We start from the raw sequence: 17,927 nt of genomic DNA, 5'->3' as shown, positions 1-17,927 counted from the left end.
GTGCTAGTGCTAGTGCTAGTTTTAGGTGATTTCATATGCATTGCCTTGTGAATTCAAGCTTAAACCCATAGCGGATATATAAATTCATTTAAAGTGATAACAAAGGGCATTCGTGTGAGAGAAATTAGAGCTTGCTCTAACTTTTTAATATTAATTAACAGGATTAAATATTTGTATCAGCGGGCTAGAATTAACTGTTTTGCAAGAAATTTTTGTTAACAATGGCTGGTTTTTGTTTTGTACAAAAACTCACCAAGTGACTCAATTCGCTGGGTAAAACCTGAATACTAGCGTAAGCCGCTCCTTTTTATCCTTTAATTGAAATATCGCAGGGCAGAGATGTTTACACCCCATCAACATTTCACCTGCAGTAGTGCTTTGAGGCTGGCAACCCCTACTTTGGTATAATAGGCAGTTGCTTGACCAATGACACTAAGTGAATGACACTCAATGCTATTCAAATACCCTACCAAGTATGGATGACTATAAAAAATGTTAATTTTCTTTATTTGTATTGCGTTGTTAATCCTCGCTTACAAGTTCTACAGTCCTTTCGTAGAGCGTCAAGCAGGCATTGACCCCAACGCAAAAACACCACAAAAACGTTTTGAGGACGGTGTCGATTATGTCGAAGTTCATCCTGTTAAAGCGTATCTGATTCAATTCCTTAATGTTGCAGGTGTCGGTCCAATTTTTGGTCCAATTCTTGGTGCGTTATATGGCCCAATCGCATTAGTATGGATTGTGCTTGGTAATATTATTGGCGGTGCTGTTCACGATTACTTCTCTGGTGTGCTAAGTATCAAAGAAGATGGTAAAAGTTTGCCTGAAATCGCAGGTCACTATTTTAATATCTACTTTAAAGGCGTGATGCTGATTTTCACTGCGATGTTACTGTTCTTCGTCGGTGTTGTTTTCATTATGAGTCCAGCAGGTCTTCTGAGTAATCTCGAATACTTTGAAGGGACCATTTTTGCTAATAACGTATTTTGGGTTGTATTAATCTTGGCTTACTACTTCTTAGCAACGTTATTGCCTATCGATAAAATCATTACCAAGCTTTATCCTATTTTTGGTTTATTGATGATTGTGATGACAACCTCTATCGCAGTTGCTTTATTAATTAGTGCGCCACAGTTACCTGAAGTTGGCGATATATTTGCTTACTTTGACCACAGCCATTACAACAATGATTTATTAGCGCCAAACCCTGATGGGCTACCTGTTTGGCCATTACTATTTGTAACTATTACCTGTGGTGCAATTAGTGGTTTTCATTCTACTCAGGCGCCAATTATGGCGCGTTGTTTGACGAACGAGAAATACGTGCGCCCTGTGTATTACGGTGCAATGATGTCTGAAGGTATTGTGGCATGTGTATGGGCACTAGCGGGTATTGCTGCTTTCCCTGGTGGTTATGTTGAGCTGAAAAGTATTCTTGATGCTGGTGGTCCAGGTTTGGTCGTTAACCAAGTTGCCAGTACTTACCTAGGTGTTGCGGGTGGCATTATGGCGATTATCGCCGTAGCTATTTTCCCTATTACGTCAGGTGATACCGCTTTCCGTTCACTGCGTCTAACAATTATCGATGCGTTTAATATTCCTCAAAGCATGCGTAACCGTCTATTAGTTGCGATTCCAATTTTAATCATTGCTTACTTTATGACTAAAATTGATTTCTCTTTGATTTGGCGCTATTTCGCTTTCTCAAACATGCTGCTTTCAACCAGTGTTTTATGGTTAGCCACTAAGTACTTATTTGACCGTGGTACTTTCCATTGGATTGTGAGTTTGCCGGCGATTATTGGTACCTGTGTCACCGTGTCTTACATTATGACAGCAGGTATTGGTTTAGGCTTGCCTCAGTCGTTAAGTCAGCCTGTTGGTATCGCAACTGGAATTGTCTGCTTAATTGGGCTTATCATCGCCCATAACAAGCGAAAAGCTGTGACTCAATAAGCGTTAGCTATAATCAAAAAGGACTGCATTAGCAGTCCTTTTTTGTTGCTGATATTTACAACAAGTAAAATCGAGATAAGAATGAACCGTTAGTCGCAATCAGCTGCAGTTAGTTGTGAATCAATAAAAAGCGATTGAATCACTGATGAGTTAGAGATTAAACAATACTCTTTAACGAGTGATTGCGTAGTCTGGGAATTAATTCGGCTTTTAGGGAACAACTTGGCGGACAATTGGGCTTGAACGGCAAAAGCGAGCAACTTACTACATTCTTGCCTATAAAGGATAATAATTTAAATTTGAGCATTGAGCATTGAGCATTGATTAAAGAGGCAGGGTGAGGTTGTCACCCATGTATCATGACTTAGATGGTGAGCAGACGCCTGTACCAGTCAACGCAATATGATTTAAATTGTTCTTAATCACCTTATTGCCGACGTCATAGGAAGATTCAGGGCGACTAATTAAATAACCTTGGACGCAGTGAATACCAAGGTTTTTGATCAATTCAAACTGCGAGGCAACTTCAACCCCTTCAGCCACGACTTTGAGGTTTAATGTTTTTCCTAAGCCACTGATTGAATTTAATATTTTTTCGTACTTAGGGTTAATTGTGGCTTGGTCGATAAACAACTTATCAATTTTAATCACATCCACAGGTAAGTTAGCAAGGGTGGATAATGAGCTGAAACCCGTACCAAAATCATCAATGGCAATTAATACCCCTTCTTTACGTAGATTTTCCAAATCTTGAATAATCTTTTCGGAGGCATGGAAAAGGCAAGACTCAGTTATCTCAAGTAATAAGGCACTTGGTGGTAAACCTGTTTTAGTTAAGGTGTCCATAACCCAGTCATAAATAGGTAAGTACTTTAATTGTACGCCAGAGATATTGACTGACATTCTGACTTTGTTCATTCCTGCGTTATGCCAAGCTGACATTTGGCGACAGGCTTCAAATAGTATCCAATTTCCTAGTTCAATGATGAGGTTTGAGTCTTCGGCAATAGGAATAAATTCAGCGGGTGAAATAGGGCCTTCCACCGGGTGGTTCCAGCGTACCAGCGATTCGAAGTAATCAATGCTGCAATCGTCAACATTTACGATAGGTTGAAAAGACAAAGTGAAGTTTTGACTGGCTATTGCTAAGCGAATCTCTTCGAGCAGGTAATGATAACGGCGAATTTTACTGCCCATTTCAGGCGAGTAAACTCTGAAAATACCGCGGCCATCAGTCTTAGCACGGTACATGGCAACGTCGGCCATTTGTAATAATGCATTCGGATTTGAAGCGCTGTCTGGGTAGGTTGCAATACCAATACTGGCACCAATTTTAATCACTTTATTGCCAAGTACGAAATCGCGTTCAATTTCTTGTAAGACGTTTTTAGATACCTCTACAGCTCGCAAGTTATCTTCGATGTTGTCGATAAAAATAGAAAACTCATCACCACCCAAGCGAGATAAATTAAGTTCTAGGGCAAATGATTCGCTCAGTTTACTGAGTCCATTGTTACGCACAACGGTAGTGAGTCGTTCAGCCACTTGAATCAGTATTTCATCACCAAAACTATGTCCGAAAGAGTCATTAACTTGTTTGAAGCCATCTAAATCGATGAAGAGTAAGGCTTGTTTGCAACCTGTCTGTTCAGCTTTTTGCAGTTGCGATTCAAGGTGTTCTAAATAGGCATGACGATCAATCAGACCTGTCAGTTTATCTTGGTAAATGCTTAATTGAGTTTGAATGTTATGTTCTTTTACGTGCTTATTGAGCTCATTAAGGGCGATGCTGATCTGGGAGAGTGTATTAGCTTGCTTACCTTGAGGTAAATCGATATTAAAATTAGCGAGTAACTTATCGGTTTCACTACGAATAAAATCTAATGAAGCGCTATTCTTTTTTTGAGATTTTGATCTTATATAAAAAGGGATTGCGTAGGCGAGTAGCACCATGAGTAAAAGTGGGATATTACTGAACATGATCATTTCACTGAACACATCTTTTATTTTAATCACACTGAGGCTTGATTCAGCCCTATTTAATACAGCGAAATAATATTGCTCAGATTTTACAATATCGTTTTCAAGAAAAAGAAACTTTTCCCAGCTGGCATTGACGTTGACGACATCAGAATTATTTACATCGATTATTTTATGATGAAAGTTATTGCTATGAATAGCCTGTAAACCTTGATTAAAACTAATTACAAGTAACACGTACAGCATCAAAAAGAAGCTGACAAAGGTAAAAATTAGTTTTGAAATTTTGGTCATAAAATATCTTAATGAATCGCTGTGATGTTACAACTAGGTTTAAACCTTGTTTCACCTGGTGCGAAATTATAAATCTAAATATCTACGAATACAATAATGGTAATATTAGTCATAAATATAAAGTCTAATAAATATAGATGGTTAAGTTATTTGTGTTACACCATTGATACAACTTGATACATAACTTCATAACATATGTGCTGCTGTAATAGAGATTATTTGTTTTTACAAACCGAAGTTAGTTACGCAAGGAACGTTTAGTGAATGTTGAATTAATGTTGTATTTTAAGTTGTTCGCAGTGTAAATAGTTTTAAACTTGAAGTATGTTATTTAAGTTACAGTTTATACTTTTATCATTTTAGTTTTAAATAAGTGTTGGGTGTAGCGTTTTTCTAATAGAGTTCATGATTAAATGTATGGCTCAAACTAATAAAGTTGAAAGGGCATTTCTCATCCATGTTATCAAAAACAGGCCATATAGTAGGAAGTTTGAACAGCAATAAAGAGCAATTGGCATTCCTAAGGCTACTCAATCTGCTATTAAAACTCGGGTTGATTTTATTTGGTATAGAGTTATTCGATTTAACTCGTCCGCCCAATGAACTGAGTTATGTCTTGTTCCTTGAAGCTGTGTATGTGGCTTTTTGTTATCGCTATCGGTTTCAATGTATTAATACCCCATCTATTTTATTAATAACACTGATCGTTGATATTCTGTTTTGGTCTACTTGGCTTTTTTACACCGGTGGGGCAACTAACGCCTTTGTATCACTGCTGTTATTACCTGTCGCTATTGGTGCGGTAACACTTCCGCGCTGGGCACCGTGGATACTGACCTTTCTTTCGACCAGTTTATACACCCTGATGATGTTGACTATGCCAGAAAATCGGATTCGTCATCATGGCATGGATATGAGTTCACACTACCTTGGTATGTGGTTTAACTTTGTTATTTCGGCCTTGGTACTCACGATTACGGTTGGTTATATTGCAAAGCGGGTGAGACAAAAAAATGCCCAACTAAGCTATTTACGTGAAGCGCAATTACGTCAAGAAAAACTGTTAGCTTTAGGCACCGTCTCTGCGCAAATGGCACACCAAATGGCGACGCCTTTATCCACCTTAAGGTTGCTAGTTGATGAACTTGTTGAAGATGGCACAGCAAAAGACATTGAGCCTGAAATGCAACAAGCTTTAACTCGATGCGAAACCACTTTAGCCGATTTAAGATTGGCCACCGAATCCATTCGTCAGCAAAAAGCTTACCCTCAAAAAATCGATAAACTAGTGAGTAACTTACATGAGCAAGTGCAATTACTTATGCCTGAAACTGAGCTCACCATTGAAATCGATACTTTAACTGCTTATCCCGCGGTGAATGCTGATACCAGCTTGTTGCCAGCGTTACTGGCCTTAATTGAAAATGGCGCGAGAGCCAGTTTAGAAAACATCCAAAAAGCGCAGGTGACTTTATCTGTGACTTCAGGTGACTCTGGACAATTATGTTTCAATATTCGTGATTTCGGCAAAGGCATGAATGCAAAAGAGTTGTCTGAACTGGGTAATAATGTGGTTACTAATCCAAAAGGCATGGGCATAGGTGTGTTACTTAGTCATGCAAGTTTTGAACGTTTAGGTGGTCAATTAAGTTTGTCACGCCATAACCAAGGAGGCACTATCGCATCTGTGATGTTGCCAGCAAATTATGATGAATAAATTGTTAATCATAGAAGATGACTTAGCGCTGTCAGCAGCGTTAGCAAGGCGATTGACTAAGCAAGGGTTTGAATGCGCGCAGTGTAATGATGCTAGTGAAGGCTTATTAATGGCCAGACAGTTTAATCCCAGTCATATTTTATTGGATATGAAGATTGCTGAGCAAAATGGCCTTACGTTGATTAAGCCATTGAGGGGGTTATTACCCAAGGTTAAGTTGGTACTGCTGACAGGTTATGCCAGCATCGCAACCGCAGTAGAGGCGATAAGGCTCGGTGCAGATAACTATTTAGCTAAACCTGTGGATACGCAAACCTTACTAAATGCATTGAATGTTGAACTTGAGGATGATGGACAAACTCAAGCTGATTTTACCGAGCAACCTATTAGTCCTAAAAGGTTAGAGTGGGAACACATCCAACAAGTGCTTGCTAACAATAATGGCAATGTATCAGAAACCGCGAGGTTATTAGGTATGCATCGACGCACGCTACAACGTAAGTTACTTAAAAAACCGATAGCAGATAATCGTCCAGCCTAACTCGCGCCAAAACTCATATCTACGCTCTCATCCAACATTAAAGCCTCATTCAATGAGGCCTTAATGTTCATGATACCTTGAGTTAGCAGGAGTTTGACCCAAAGCTAGTAACCCTAAGCTAATAACCCTAAGCTAATAACACTGTGCTAATAATACGGTGCTAATAACACTGTGCTAATAACACTGTGCTTAGAAACGATACTCGCCCGTTACCCAAGCTTGTAGCCCGACACCAGGCATACGCTCGCCTGGCATTAAATCGCCCCACATAACACGGTTATATCCCGCTAAGTGATCCTCATATTCAGTATCAAATAGATTATCTACACCCGCTTGAAGCCCCCAAGTATCAGCGTCATAGCCCACTGAAGCATTGAACAAGCCATAGCCTGATGTCGTTTGCTCTAACTGGGTGCTTGAGACATTGTTTTGTGCACTGAACCCCACAGCTTCCATGCGTGCACGCCAGCCATTGTGTTGATAGTTTATGCCTAGCAATATTTTAGGTGGCGCAATACGGTAGAGATTATCATCAATGTCTTTACGTTCGCCGCTGATGTAGTTCGCTAACATATCAAAAGAAAATTCATCATTGAGTTGATAATTGGCGTTGATATCTATGCCCATTAGGGCTGCATCAACGTTGGCAAATTGCATTGGGTTACTGTCGCCCATCATTGCCGCAGCCATAATCACCGCAGGATCAGTGGAAGGAATGCCTTGAATGTAATCATCAATTTGATGATAGAAAACCCGTGGGCTAATCGTGAGTTTATCTGCGTGATAATCAGCGCCAAGTTCAAACTGATAAGCGGTTTCTAATGCTAATGACAGATCACCGACATAAGTGCGCCCATCAGCTAAACCACCCGTTGACTGCATGGGGACCCACAAATAGCGTTGCTGATAACTGGCAGGTGACTGCTTATGTGCAAAACCCATAATCCAACTAAGCTGTGGGCTCACTTGATAACGGCCATTAATTACTGCATCAATGCCGGTTTCCGATTGCGCGCGATCGGCGTTATTAAACCTTTGCATCAACACATTAACTGCAGGCACTATCATCGCCATAGAGTGACTGACTTGCTCTGCATCGGATTGGTAATATTTAACCCGAGCTCCAAGCTCCCAATGCCAAGCATTAAAGGCCTGCTGCCAGTGCACAAAGGCGCTGTATTTATCATCACTGACGCCAGAAAAATTATCGACTAAAAACATTGGATTTTCAGGATTGGTAATCACAGAATCATGTTCACTTAACTGGCTGTCTACTCCCCATTGCCATTGCTCGTTACTTATTGAAAAGTGGGCATCATAACTAGTGCTATCAGCGTTGTTGTAACGTGCGCCCATAGATGGCATTAAATTGCGTTCAGAAAAGTTATCCATACCATGACGGGCGTCGCTGTACGCCAGATGCCAGTTAATTTCCCAATCATTGAGTGTGTGTATACCATCGAATTTAACTCTATCAGTACGAATGAAATCAATGTCCATTGGTAATGCGGGTGTGCCTGCATCTGTGGTTTCACTATGCAGATAGTTAATGCCTATGGATTCATTTTGACGGGTATTATCCGCAAGGTTAAATCGATATTGACCGCCAAAAACTTGTTTGTCATAAGTGGTGGGTGAAATGTCATTGCCATTACCGGTTTCGCTATTGTCATTGCCGTGCATATCATCTGCAAAGACGAGAATACCGTGACTATCATTAGCGAGATTAGCTTTACCGCTAATGGCTGTGCGAGCACCATTGGTTTGATATTGGCCTGCTAGTTCCGCTGAGTGTTGCTCAAATTGAACCTGAGTTTGAATCACGTTTACACTGCCACCTAATGTATCAATACCCGATGATACAGGTGCAATACCACGATAAAGCTCAACTCGCTCAGTCATGCTAATACTGGCATAACTTAGCGGTGTATCCATGGCATTAGGCCCTGCGCTAGCAAGACTGGCACCATCAATTTTACTATTAACACGATCGCCAGACAGGCCACGATATTGAACCATACCGGTTAAAGGCCCATTAGCATTCACTGCAGCTCCTGGTAATGCGTTAACCGCTTGCGCAATATCAACTGTTGGCGAGATATCTTTGGGGCTAACAAGCATGATAGGCGTGGCCACTGAACCGCTGATGTTAATCACTTCAATGATTTCATCAGCTTGAGCGTTACAGTGGAAGAGGGTACTTAGTGCGGCAACAGGTAAAGCAGATAACAAAGAGTACACAGATAAATTTAGCTTCATATTATGTTTTTATTGAAGAATCGTATGTTAATGCTCTGTGTTATTTAGGGGGGACACAATTAGAATGTCCTAAACTGCGACAAGATGTCGCAGGGCCATTCAGCTTTATTCCATTTTAATGTAACCAACAGAAGTTTGGGTCAGTGCATTAATTAGCTCATTACTTTTTCATAATAAAAATGTTGTTGTCATTTTGGGTTTGCATATATTGCTCAATAATAGCCCTCGCTCGAAGAAATACAGGCCCAAGATGTAATCTTCGACTCGCTAAACAGTCAATTGTATTAATCCAACCATTGGGCTCGTATTCAACATCTAACTTGACGAGTTTGCCTTCCTCTATGGCTGGTGTAACCATTTCCTCAGGTAGAATCGACCAACCGACTCCTTGTTGAGTCAGTTCATTCATAAGATAATGACTATTGGCATGCCATCGCTGTGAGCTAATCCCATAACTAAACCACAGCTCTTGCCCTGTGTTGGCGCGAAGTACGACCTGCCTGTGCTGACGTAAATCAATGTCTTTAATACGGCGCATTTGGGTTAAAGGGTGACTCGGGGCAGCAAGTGTAATGAATCGAGTGTAACCAATGGTGCTGAAATCAACTTGATCTTGGATTTTCCCGTCTGCATAAACTATTCCCATATGAGCACTACCGTTACTGACGAGCTGGCCAATATCCAGTGTTGATTCTGCGATGATCTCGATATTAGTAATCGGGAACTCATCAGCCAATTTAGCTAATTGGCTCAGTAATGCAGGGCTGATTAAGCTTTCTTCGATAGCAATGATCAATTCGTGTTCATGTTGTAATTCCAAAGAGGCTATCTTTTGATCAAAATGCAGTTGTTGCAGCATGAGGGCTTTCACTGCTGGGAGTAAAGCTTCACCTTCTTTGGTCAGTGATGGCGTATTACCACTACGATCAAATAAGGTTTGATTAATACTCACTTCTAAATTAGAAATTGCTTGGCTAATGCCTGATTGCGCTCGCTGCAGTTTCCTTGCCGCTGCAGAGAAAGAACCGGTTTCGCAAACTGTAATGAATATTTTTAGTTGCTCTAAACTGTACATTCAATTATCGCCTCATTGTGTAGCATCGCTTCGGATCAGTCATATTAAGCTATCACTTTTGGTGATGGCTGTTAACTTTTGTTAGGTGAATATGCAGGTCATAATCCAACTCGATTTAATTCAGAATCCTATGTGTAAAGTAAGTTGAGGTTGTTATGTCTACAGTAGAGCGCATATTTCATGCTGTGTTGTTTGAGTTTCTTGCCATTATTGGTTCAGTTATTGGTTTGATGATATTTACTGATTATGCGTTAGCCTCCCTTTCAGGAACTATGATAGCTATTGCGACAATAGCCATGGGATGGAATTTCATCTTTAATATTATTTTCGATAAGTTTTACACCGAACCTCGAGAGCAAAGAACTGTCATTCAGCGAATGATTTATATTGGTTTTTTCGAAGCAGGCTTATTAATGCTCACTATCCCCGTAATGGCTTATATTTTAGGGATTTCATTGATAGAGGCATTCTGGCTAGATATCAGTGTGACAGTTTTCATCACTGTTTACGCCTATGTCTATAACTATGCATACGATCATATTCGTGCTCGTGTCATGCTTAATCGCAACACGGTAGCGCTTGATACTCAATAATATCGAGCGCCTACGTAATATTTAGTCAATCAAAGCTGTGCTTGTTTTTGTCATTAATCTGTCTCATTTGTGGGTTAGGTTTATATCCTGGCCTAATCATTATTTGTTAGAAATGGACGAGGTGAATGGCAAAGTTTTCCTTCGAGCACAGTTTTGAAATTGATACTCTCAAAAGATTGATTGCTCAGTATCAAGGTCTATTTCGGCACCAGTCATTATTGGATTTACATTATCGCGGTGAACCATTATCTGTCACAGCTATTGAACTTGGTAAGCAAGATGCACCTTGCCCCACGGTGTTGTTTGTCGGAGGTGTACATGGGGTTGAGCGCATTGGTGCTCAAGTCGTATTAGCTTTTTTAGGCAGTTTGTTGAATCGTCTTTCTTGGGATAGCCATTTACAAGCATTATTAAAAGAAGTGCGTTTAGCATTTGTCCCCGTCGCAAATCCTGTGGGCTTTTTACAAGGTTCACGCAGCAATGGTAATTATGTTGACTTAATGCGTAATGCCCCTATTGATGCAGAAGAAAAAGTGACCTTTTTAGTGGGGGGCCATCGGCTCACTAACAAGCTGCCATGGTATCGGGGCAAGAAGGGGATGGAAGCTGAAACACAAGTTCTGGTGGATTATGTTCACCAATTGCAAGACTCAAGTACCAGTGTTATTGCCTTAGATGCTCATTCAGGTTTTGGTTTGTCAGACCATATTTGGTTTCCGTATGCCCATACGCGTAAACCTTTTGAAGCAATGGGCTATATTTATCACTTAAAGCAATTATTTGATCGCGGTTACCCACATCATGGTCATTACAAACTGGCCCCTCAAAGTCATTTTTATCAAACTCATGGTGATATTTGGGACTATCTTGCTCAAACAAACCCCAGTAGTAATCCCTTTATTCCATTAACGCTTGAGATGGGCTCTTGGGCATGGGTAAAGAAGAATCCTCGGCAAATTTTTAATTTCTCTGGTTATTTTAATCCGCAAAAAACACATCGACACCATCGAATATTACGCCGACACGTGGTATTAATGCAGTTCTTAATTGAAGCGGCTTACGCTAATGTGCTTGAAAACATTAACCAAGCACAATTTGAGCGTTTACAAACTGACGCTGAGCGATACTGGGCTAAAAAGCCTTAAGCATCTTGATAGCAACAGCTTAATTCACAGGCGTAGAAAGGAGTATTCTGATGGCAACTTGGGTGTTATTACGTGGATTAATGCGAGATAGTCGTCATTGGTATGGTTTTGACGCTCAGCTGCGTGATGAAGGAATAGACGTATTAACCCCTGATGCAACTGGCAATGGGACTTTAGCTTCAAAGCCAAGTCATTTAACGATTGGTAATTACAGCGATGACATTTGGCAGCAAATTGATAAAGGGCTTAACGATAACCCAGAGTTTAGCCGAGAGTTAGTGATCATTGGCGTGTCGATGGGTGGCATGATTGCTTTAGAGATGGCCAGACAACGCCATAAACAAGTACGTCATGTGGTTTTGATTAACTCCAGTGCTGGTAACTTGTCACCTTGGTATCAGCGTTTTCAATTAAGACCACTAATCAGTTCAATTTGGCATCGACATAAAGCTGCTAATCTAAGCTTTATTGAGTCTTGTGTTCTCAATTACACCACAGTAACAAAAGCCCATGACGAAAGTGTTATTAGCGACTGGGGCAATATGCGCAGTCAACTGCACACCAGTATATTTAATGGTGCGAGACAAATTTACGCCGCCGCACGTTATCAATGCACTTGGTTTGGTCATTGCCGTGTGAGCGTTATCGGAGCTAATCAAGACAAATTGGCGAACCCTAAATGCAGTAAAGCATTAGCGGAGTTTTATCATACCCCGTTACTGCAAGTGGAACAGTGCGGTCATGACGCTACACTTGACCACCCAGATCAAATAAGACAATTGATTCAAGATACGATTTCTGAATCGGCATCATAGGTTTTGTTATCCAGCACAATGCATATTCGCTTATCAACTCAATCATGCACTGGTCATGTGGGCTAGATAACGTTAAATTAATTTAGATTAGTTATAATCGAGTTTAATCAATGACGGGTGGAAGATGTTGTGCTGACACAAATTTTAGTGACGCTTTTAGTAATAGCCGGCGCTTTTGCGTATTTACGCAGTGGAAGAAGCAGTAAAGTGGCTCGCAGTGAGAAATACATTGCAGCTGATGCTTCACCATTTTTTAGCCGTATTGTTATTTACGCCATGATTGCAGTGTCAATGCTAGCGTCTGCAAGTTACTGGGGCTGGACTTGGTATGATGACAATACCGTTGTTGAGGTCACTATATCTTCTCCAATCGAAGCCATGTCGGCAAGCTACCAAGTACGTAAAAAAGACATTGAAGCCCAGCGAATTACCACTGTTGATGGTATTCAAATTCGTTTATCGAATCAGGAGCGAGTAACCGTTAAAGCCGCTGAAACTCAGTAAGCGATTTAACTTCGTTTACTTAGCTGAGATATAGTATTTGAGATATAGTATTTGAGATTTAGTAGTTGAGATTTAGTAGTTGAGATTTAGTAGTTGAGATTTAGTAGTTGAGATTTAGTAGTTGAGATTTAGTCGCTTAGTTTTAATAAAGCCACTATTTTAAAAATTTACTTTTCAGCTCAGGTGTAGGAAGCATACAAGTCTCTTTTTTTCCAAAGATACGGTAACGATTGTGAGCTAAAACACGGTAAAAGTAATCCCGAAACCCAGTGGGCAACACCTTAAATACCCTACATAAAAACCAAAGCCCTGACAGATCTTTAGTTATCTCTAACGCGGCATCACTTCTTAGTAAATACTTTCCCTCTTTTATTAAAATAAACGAATCAAATCCAATATTTTCCAATTGATACTCAGTCATTAACGCTCGCGCGGTTTCACTTTGCATTGGCGAAAAAGCAAACACATCTTTGTGGTCACGTTTAATGATGAAGTTGACTGCGCCATTGCATAGGTTACACACGCCATCAAAGATAATTATGTGTTGTGTCTTCATTTTCCCTAAGCACCCTGTTGTATGTGTTTCTCTATTGAATCTACTTTTGAGTATTTCCCCATTTCACACAAAACTCAATAAAATGCTTTAATAGCGGATTTTGGTATTTATCTTTGTGGATCAATATCCAAAACTCTCTTTGCATGTCTACAGGTACATTTATTTTACTTACTCGCAGGCTCTCTAAAGCATATTGCGCTGCAATATTAGATAAGCAACCAAACCCCAAGCCTGCAGCGACTGAATTAATCAGTGCTTCTGTAGTATTTAGCTCAACACTCGTATGCCAATTCCCTATATGAGGCGCCAGATTTTGCATAAAGCAGTCTCTCGAGCCTGAGCCTTGCTCTCGTAATACCCAGTGACTGTTATCTAATGCGCTTAACTCAATCATGCTTTTTGCTGCTAAAGGATGATTAGGCGAGCTAATCACACACATCTCATCTTGGCTAAAAGGGATGGCGATAATATCTGGGTGATGGTGCTCACCTTCAATCAGGGCAATGTCTAGCTCAAAATCCACCAGTTTTTGGCAGATATGTGCTGAGTTTGATACGAACAAACTTTGTGATTCATGGTGATATTGCTGCCTGAAAGCACTGAGTATTATGGGGGTTAAATGGTTACCTACAGTGTCACTACTGCCAATACGCAGCTGCCCAGACATGACTTGCTCATCGTTAAACATCAGACTGATATCGCCAAGTCGGTTGATTAACTCATCCGCAAGCGGCAGCAGTTTATGACCCTCCTGATTGAGTATTAAACGATTATTCACTCGATCAAAGAGCGGATGTCCTAACTGCTTTTCAAGTTCAGCTAACCCCATGCTGACGGCAGCTTTTGAGAGAAACAAATGTTCAGCCGCTGCGGTAAGAGTCTTATGTTGAGTGATCGCGCTAAAGACATTCAACTGTTTAAAAGAAATATGCGGGTTCATGGTTGTCTCATTTTAATTGGATCCGGATTGAGGCTTTTATTGAGGTTGGTATTGAGAGTCGTATTAAGGTTAGTAATAACAAATACGTTCAATTTAAATTAACCCATGTTTTAAATTGTTGGATATATATAAACAAATAGCAAGCGTATTATGGCCTTAATTAAACAATTCCTCGCGGTTGATAGCGCAATATCAGGCTAAGCAATCGCAATAATTAGCTTGAGGTTATTATGATTCAGAAAGCAAAACTTAGGTTATTAATGGCGCCTACACCTATGGCAGGGCTCGCGTTAGGAATCGCAAGCCTAGGTTGGAGCTGGGAAAGTTTGGCCAATTTACATGGGGTAGGTCAATGGCTCAGTGCAGCGATAGCTAGCGTATTATTATTGGTACTGACGTTTAAATTTCTAATCCATTCTCATACCTTAAAGCAAGATTTATCGCACCCTGTGGTGGGGAGTGTCGTGCCCACTTTTGCGATGGCAACCATGGTGGTGTCTAACTCGTTAGGCCAATTTTCAGCTATCGCTGGCGATGCATTATGGCTGTTAGGTTTAGTGCTCCATATTGTGTTTTTAGTCAGCTTCTTATATCACCGCGCTAAGGATTTTGAATTACATCACATGGTACCAAGTTGGTTTGTACCACCTGTTGGGATTATAGTTGCTGACGTTTCATTTTCAGGTAACCCTCAATTAGCTTTTTTAGCGCATCTCGCATTAGTGTTTGGTATGTTTGCTTACGCGATTATGTTACCAATGATGATTTATCGTCTTATGTTTACCCATGAAATTCCAGATGCTGCTAAACCGACACTGGCTATTCTTGCCGCACCAGCCAGTTTATCCTTGGCCGGTTACATAACGGTTACTGCGGATCCTTCTCCAGTGATTATCGCGTTGTTGTTCGGCATTGCAGTGTTAATGACCGCAATAATCTACCTGGCATTTTTTAAATTACTGCAATTACCATTTAGCCCAGGTTATGCCGCTTTCACGTTCCCTATGGTGATTGGTGCCACTGCGTTATTTAAAATGGTGACCTGGATGGAAAGCATTGGCATGGCAGATGAGTATGTTCAACAAGTCAGGTTACTGGCTGGCGTTGAGTTAACTATAGCCACAGTGGTCGTTGCATATGTGGCTTTTCGATATGCTCACTTCTACCAAGGTGGGACAAAGGTTAGCGTTTAAAAAATACGTTTAAGGCAGGTGTAGCAAAGCCAATAAAAATGAGTCATTGGCTTTGCTGTCATTTACTTTAGCGCTTGTTGGTTTAGCACCATTTGCTTTAATGACTATCCACGAAAGGGTTTATCACTAATTTATGTTCAATTTCAGTTGGTAATAAAGGCGTTTGCTTTTGCTTGGCATATTGCTCATAACCATTGCGGTAATAGGGGGACAAGGGATGACCTGATTGACCGCCAGGTATCGACATAATGGCATCTTGCTCAGCCCCAGGTTGCACAATAAAGCGTTGTGAAGCGCCAAAAGATTTACCTTGTACAGCGGGCATAAAGCTATCTCCAAAACCTTCAATTGTAGGCATATCTAGCCAACGACTTAATTGCGGCAATTGTTTCGAAAAGGGATGTTGAATGGTCAGTTGGTTGACCTTGCCCCAGCGTAAATCGGTTAGTTTTTTCTTTGGACTATGTTTTTTAAGTAAAGCTGCAGTGGAATCTTGATAAGCCGAGACAGCAAAGGATTGCCAATTAGCATGATTTTTAGGTAGCCATGTTGCTGGTTGCTGATTCAATATTTGCCACATAGGTGTTTCTAAATAACGCTTGATAGCCGATAAGCCACTACTACGCTGTTTCAGCTCGGTTTCAATAGGAGCAAAGGTTTGATCGATTAACGCAGTTCTAAATTTTCTAACGAGGGTATAACCCACAGAGTCAGCACAGGCACACTCGCCCCAACTGGAAATATGTTTAATATCTTCAGCAAATAACACAGGTTGCTCACTGAGCACCAAAAGTAAATATTGCTGCCAAGGCGCTAAAAATCGCGCTTCATTATCCAGTTGTAACTGATAAAAATCATCTTCAGTAAAGTTATTTTTAGCCAGTAATCGGTCGCGGATTTGCGCGGCGCGAGCGCCAAGGGCATAGCCGCCATCGCCATATCTTAATTGCGCTTCAGCAGATAAAACTCTTGAATTAGCAGTCCAGATACGATGATTGTCAGGATTAATCATTTCAGGCATTACTGCTTGTTTTTGCTGCCAATTATCTTGTTGATAACCATTAGTGGATTGGGCTGTATCGGAAGGATTATCACGTGCAGGAACTGCTCCTGCGATTTTCCAGCCGGCGTTCCCTTGAGCATCTGCTAACAGCATATTTTGCGCTGGAATGCCGATTTGTGTAGCCAGCTCCGTTGCTTGCTCAACACTTTGTGCATTCTCTAAAGATAACAATGCCATGTTAACGGCATAATCAGTATGTCCGACCCAAGATAAGGCATAGTCGATACCGGCAACAGTTTTGACTGGGCCATATTTGGATACTTGAACGGTATAATTAACTTGGCCTTCGGGTAAATCAATGGGTTCGTACTCAAGTTCTATTTCAGTGTCTGAGCTGATCTCTATCCAATCTGCAGTATCGATATAACTGTTGGTAAAGCCCCAAGCTAACTTTCCGTTAGAGCCAACAACAATGGCGGGTGCGCCAGGCAGAGATACCCCTGTAATTTGCTTTATGTTATTTGATTTATCTGCATCTGAGCGATGAGTGCTAGGGTAGTTGAGTTGAGCGCGATACCAAATAATCGGCACAGCAAAAGATAAGTGCATGTCATCAGATAACATGGCGCGACCAGTACCTGTTAATTGGCTAGTCACTGCCCAGTTATTACTGCCCACTTCTACTGGCTCTTCAATATCTTGATTTATCGCGCTAATGAGAATTTGTTCTTCAAGTTGTGGAATACTGCCTTGGTAAAGCGCTATTTGGCTATTATCTAATGCTGCTTGATGATGACTAGGCTGGATTAAAAATGCGAGCATATCATTGCCAAAAGCTTGCTGTAATTGGGTTAATGCCATATCGCGTTTGATCGTGTTGCCTTGCAAATCTAGGTACATGCTGTAAATCACTAACAAACTGTCTGTTTCATGCCACTCACGGGGAGATGAATTTGTTAAAAGATATTCAAATGACAATACCGTTTGGTCGGCAAGCGCTTGGTTAACGCCTTTTGTGTATGCCGTTAAGGAGGCTTTATCTTGGTCTGGAAGTTGTTCAAAAATATGTTGGGCACGTTTTCTAAGCTGATGAAAACGGCGACTCTTATCTAGGTCTAATGCAGCTTTACCGAAGATTTCAGAAAGTTCGCCCGCTGAGTTTCTACGCAGTAAATCCATTTGAAAAAAGCGGTCTTGGCTATGGGCGTAGCCGATGGCGTAAGAGGCATCAATGCGACTATTAGCCGTTATGATTGCTGTACCTAAGGTATCACGCTCAATGGTGACTGGTGCTGAAATATCTTCACTGATAATAGTGTTGGATAGACTTGGCATACTCAGCCTTAACACGCA

14 protein-coding genes are annotated in these 17,927 nt (G+C 40.8%); 8 read left to right on the top strand and 6 right to left on the bottom strand.

All coding sequences use genetic code 11. The features are described 5' to 3' along the window. Positions 1 to 492: 492 nt before the first annotated feature. A complete protein-coding gene (locus AB4153_RS05160) occupies positions 493 to 1,959 on the top strand; it encodes a carbon starvation protein A (RefSeq protein WP_229370688.1) in 1,467 nt (488 codons plus the stop codon). A gap of 357 nt (positions 1,960 to 2,316) precedes the next feature. Here AB4153_RS05160 and AB4153_RS05155 read toward each other — a convergent pair whose 3' ends face one another. Continuing rightward, positions 2,317 to 4,233, bottom strand: a complete 1,917-nt coding sequence (locus AB4153_RS05155; protein ID WP_102528131.1) for a bifunctional diguanylate cyclase/phosphodiesterase — start codon at positions 4,231 to 4,233, stop codon at positions 2,317 to 2,319. 457 nt (positions 4,234 to 4,690) lie between these two features. On the opposite strand from AB4153_RS05155, the gene AB4153_RS05150 reads away from it, so the two are divergent. Continuing rightward, on the top strand, positions 4,691 to 5,950 hold the full coding sequence (locus tag AB4153_RS05150) for a sensor histidine kinase (RefSeq protein WP_371996579.1): 1,260 nt from the start codon (positions 4,691 to 4,693) through the stop codon (positions 5,948 to 5,950). Then, complete coding sequence (locus tag AB4153_RS05145; RefSeq protein ID WP_371996577.1) at positions 5,943 to 6,491, top strand: response regulator transcription factor; 549 nt, start codon at positions 5,943 to 5,945, stop codon at positions 6,489 to 6,491. Before AB4153_RS05150 ends, AB4153_RS05145 begins: the two co-directional genes overlap by 8 nt. A 189-nt stretch (positions 6,492 to 6,680) precedes the next feature. Here the strand turns inward: AB4153_RS05145 and AB4153_RS05140 are convergent, their stop codons facing one another. Together AB4153_RS05140 and AB4153_RS05135 are read right to left on the bottom strand one after the other, a co-directional pair. After that, complete coding sequence (locus tag AB4153_RS05140; protein ID WP_371996576.1) at positions 6,681 to 8,750, bottom strand: TonB-dependent receptor; 2,070 nt, start codon at positions 8,748 to 8,750, stop codon at positions 6,681 to 6,683. Positions 8,751 to 8,910: 160 nt separating this feature from the next. Next, positions 8,911 to 9,825, bottom strand: coding sequence for a LysR family transcriptional regulator (locus tag AB4153_RS05135; protein ID WP_371996574.1), 915 nt, complete (start codon positions 9,823 to 9,825; stop codon positions 8,911 to 8,913). Between the two features lie 155 nt (positions 9,826 to 9,980). Here AB4153_RS05135 and AB4153_RS05130 point away from each other — a divergent pair, with 155 nt between their 5' ends. The 4 genes from AB4153_RS05130 (at position 9,981) to AB4153_RS05115 (ending at position 12,882) form a co-directional block, all read left to right on the top strand. After that, entirely contained in the window at positions 9,981 to 10,418 is a 438-nt protein-coding gene (locus AB4153_RS05130) for a PACE efflux transporter (RefSeq protein WP_248954365.1), read from the top strand. A 125-nt stretch (positions 10,419 to 10,543) separates the two neighbouring features. Continuing rightward, positions 10,544 to 11,563: a M14 family zinc carboxypeptidase gene (locus tag AB4153_RS05125; protein WP_303514936.1), complete on the top strand. Its 1,020-nt coding sequence runs from the start codon at positions 10,544 to 10,546 to the stop codon at positions 11,561 to 11,563. 50 nt (positions 11,564 to 11,613) lie between these two features. Beyond that, positions 11,614 to 12,378, top strand: coding sequence for an alpha/beta fold hydrolase (locus AB4153_RS05120; RefSeq protein WP_371996572.1), 765 nt, complete (start codon positions 11,614 to 11,616; stop codon positions 12,376 to 12,378). A gap of 129 nt (positions 12,379 to 12,507) precedes the next feature. Further along, positions 12,508 to 12,882: a hypothetical protein gene (locus AB4153_RS05115; protein WP_248954368.1), complete on the top strand. Its 375-nt coding sequence runs from the start codon at positions 12,508 to 12,510 to the stop codon at positions 12,880 to 12,882. Positions 12,883 to 13,036: 154 nt separating this feature from the next. On the opposite strand, the gene AB4153_RS05110 is transcribed toward AB4153_RS05115, so the two are convergent. Both AB4153_RS05110 and AB4153_RS05105 read right to left on the bottom strand, forming a co-directional pair. Further along, a complete protein-coding gene (locus AB4153_RS05110; protein ID WP_371996570.1) occupies positions 13,037 to 13,438 on the bottom strand; it encodes a thiol-disulfide oxidoreductase DCC family protein in 402 nt (133 codons plus the stop codon). A gap of 40 nt (positions 13,439 to 13,478) precedes the next feature. After that, positions 13,479 to 14,378 (bottom strand): LysR substrate-binding domain-containing protein, encoded by a 900-nt coding sequence (locus AB4153_RS05105; RefSeq protein ID WP_371996568.1) that lies wholly within the window; start codon positions 14,376 to 14,378, stop codon positions 13,479 to 13,481. Between the two features lie 230 nt (positions 14,379 to 14,608). Here AB4153_RS05105 and AB4153_RS05100 point away from each other — a divergent pair, with 230 nt between their 5' ends. Next, positions 14,609 to 15,571 carry a TDT family transporter gene (locus AB4153_RS05100; RefSeq protein ID WP_371996567.1) on the top strand — a complete coding sequence of 321 codons (963 nt, stop codon included), beginning with the start codon at positions 14,609 to 14,611 and terminating at the stop codon, positions 15,569 to 15,571. A 97-nt stretch (positions 15,572 to 15,668) separates the two neighbouring features. Here AB4153_RS05100 and AB4153_RS05095 read toward each other — a convergent pair whose 3' ends face one another. Further along, a complete protein-coding gene (locus tag AB4153_RS05095; protein WP_371996565.1) occupies positions 15,669 to 17,909 on the bottom strand; it encodes a penicillin acylase family protein in 2,241 nt (746 codons plus the stop codon). Positions 17,910 to 17,927 lie beyond the last annotated feature (18 nt).

The organism is Shewanella sp. 10N.286.52.E4 (genome assembly GCF_041468785.1).
Lineage (GTDB): Bacteria > Pseudomonadota > Gammaproteobacteria > Enterobacterales > Shewanellaceae > Shewanella > Shewanella electrodiphila.
This window is presented reverse-complemented; position numbering and strand designations above follow the sequence as displayed.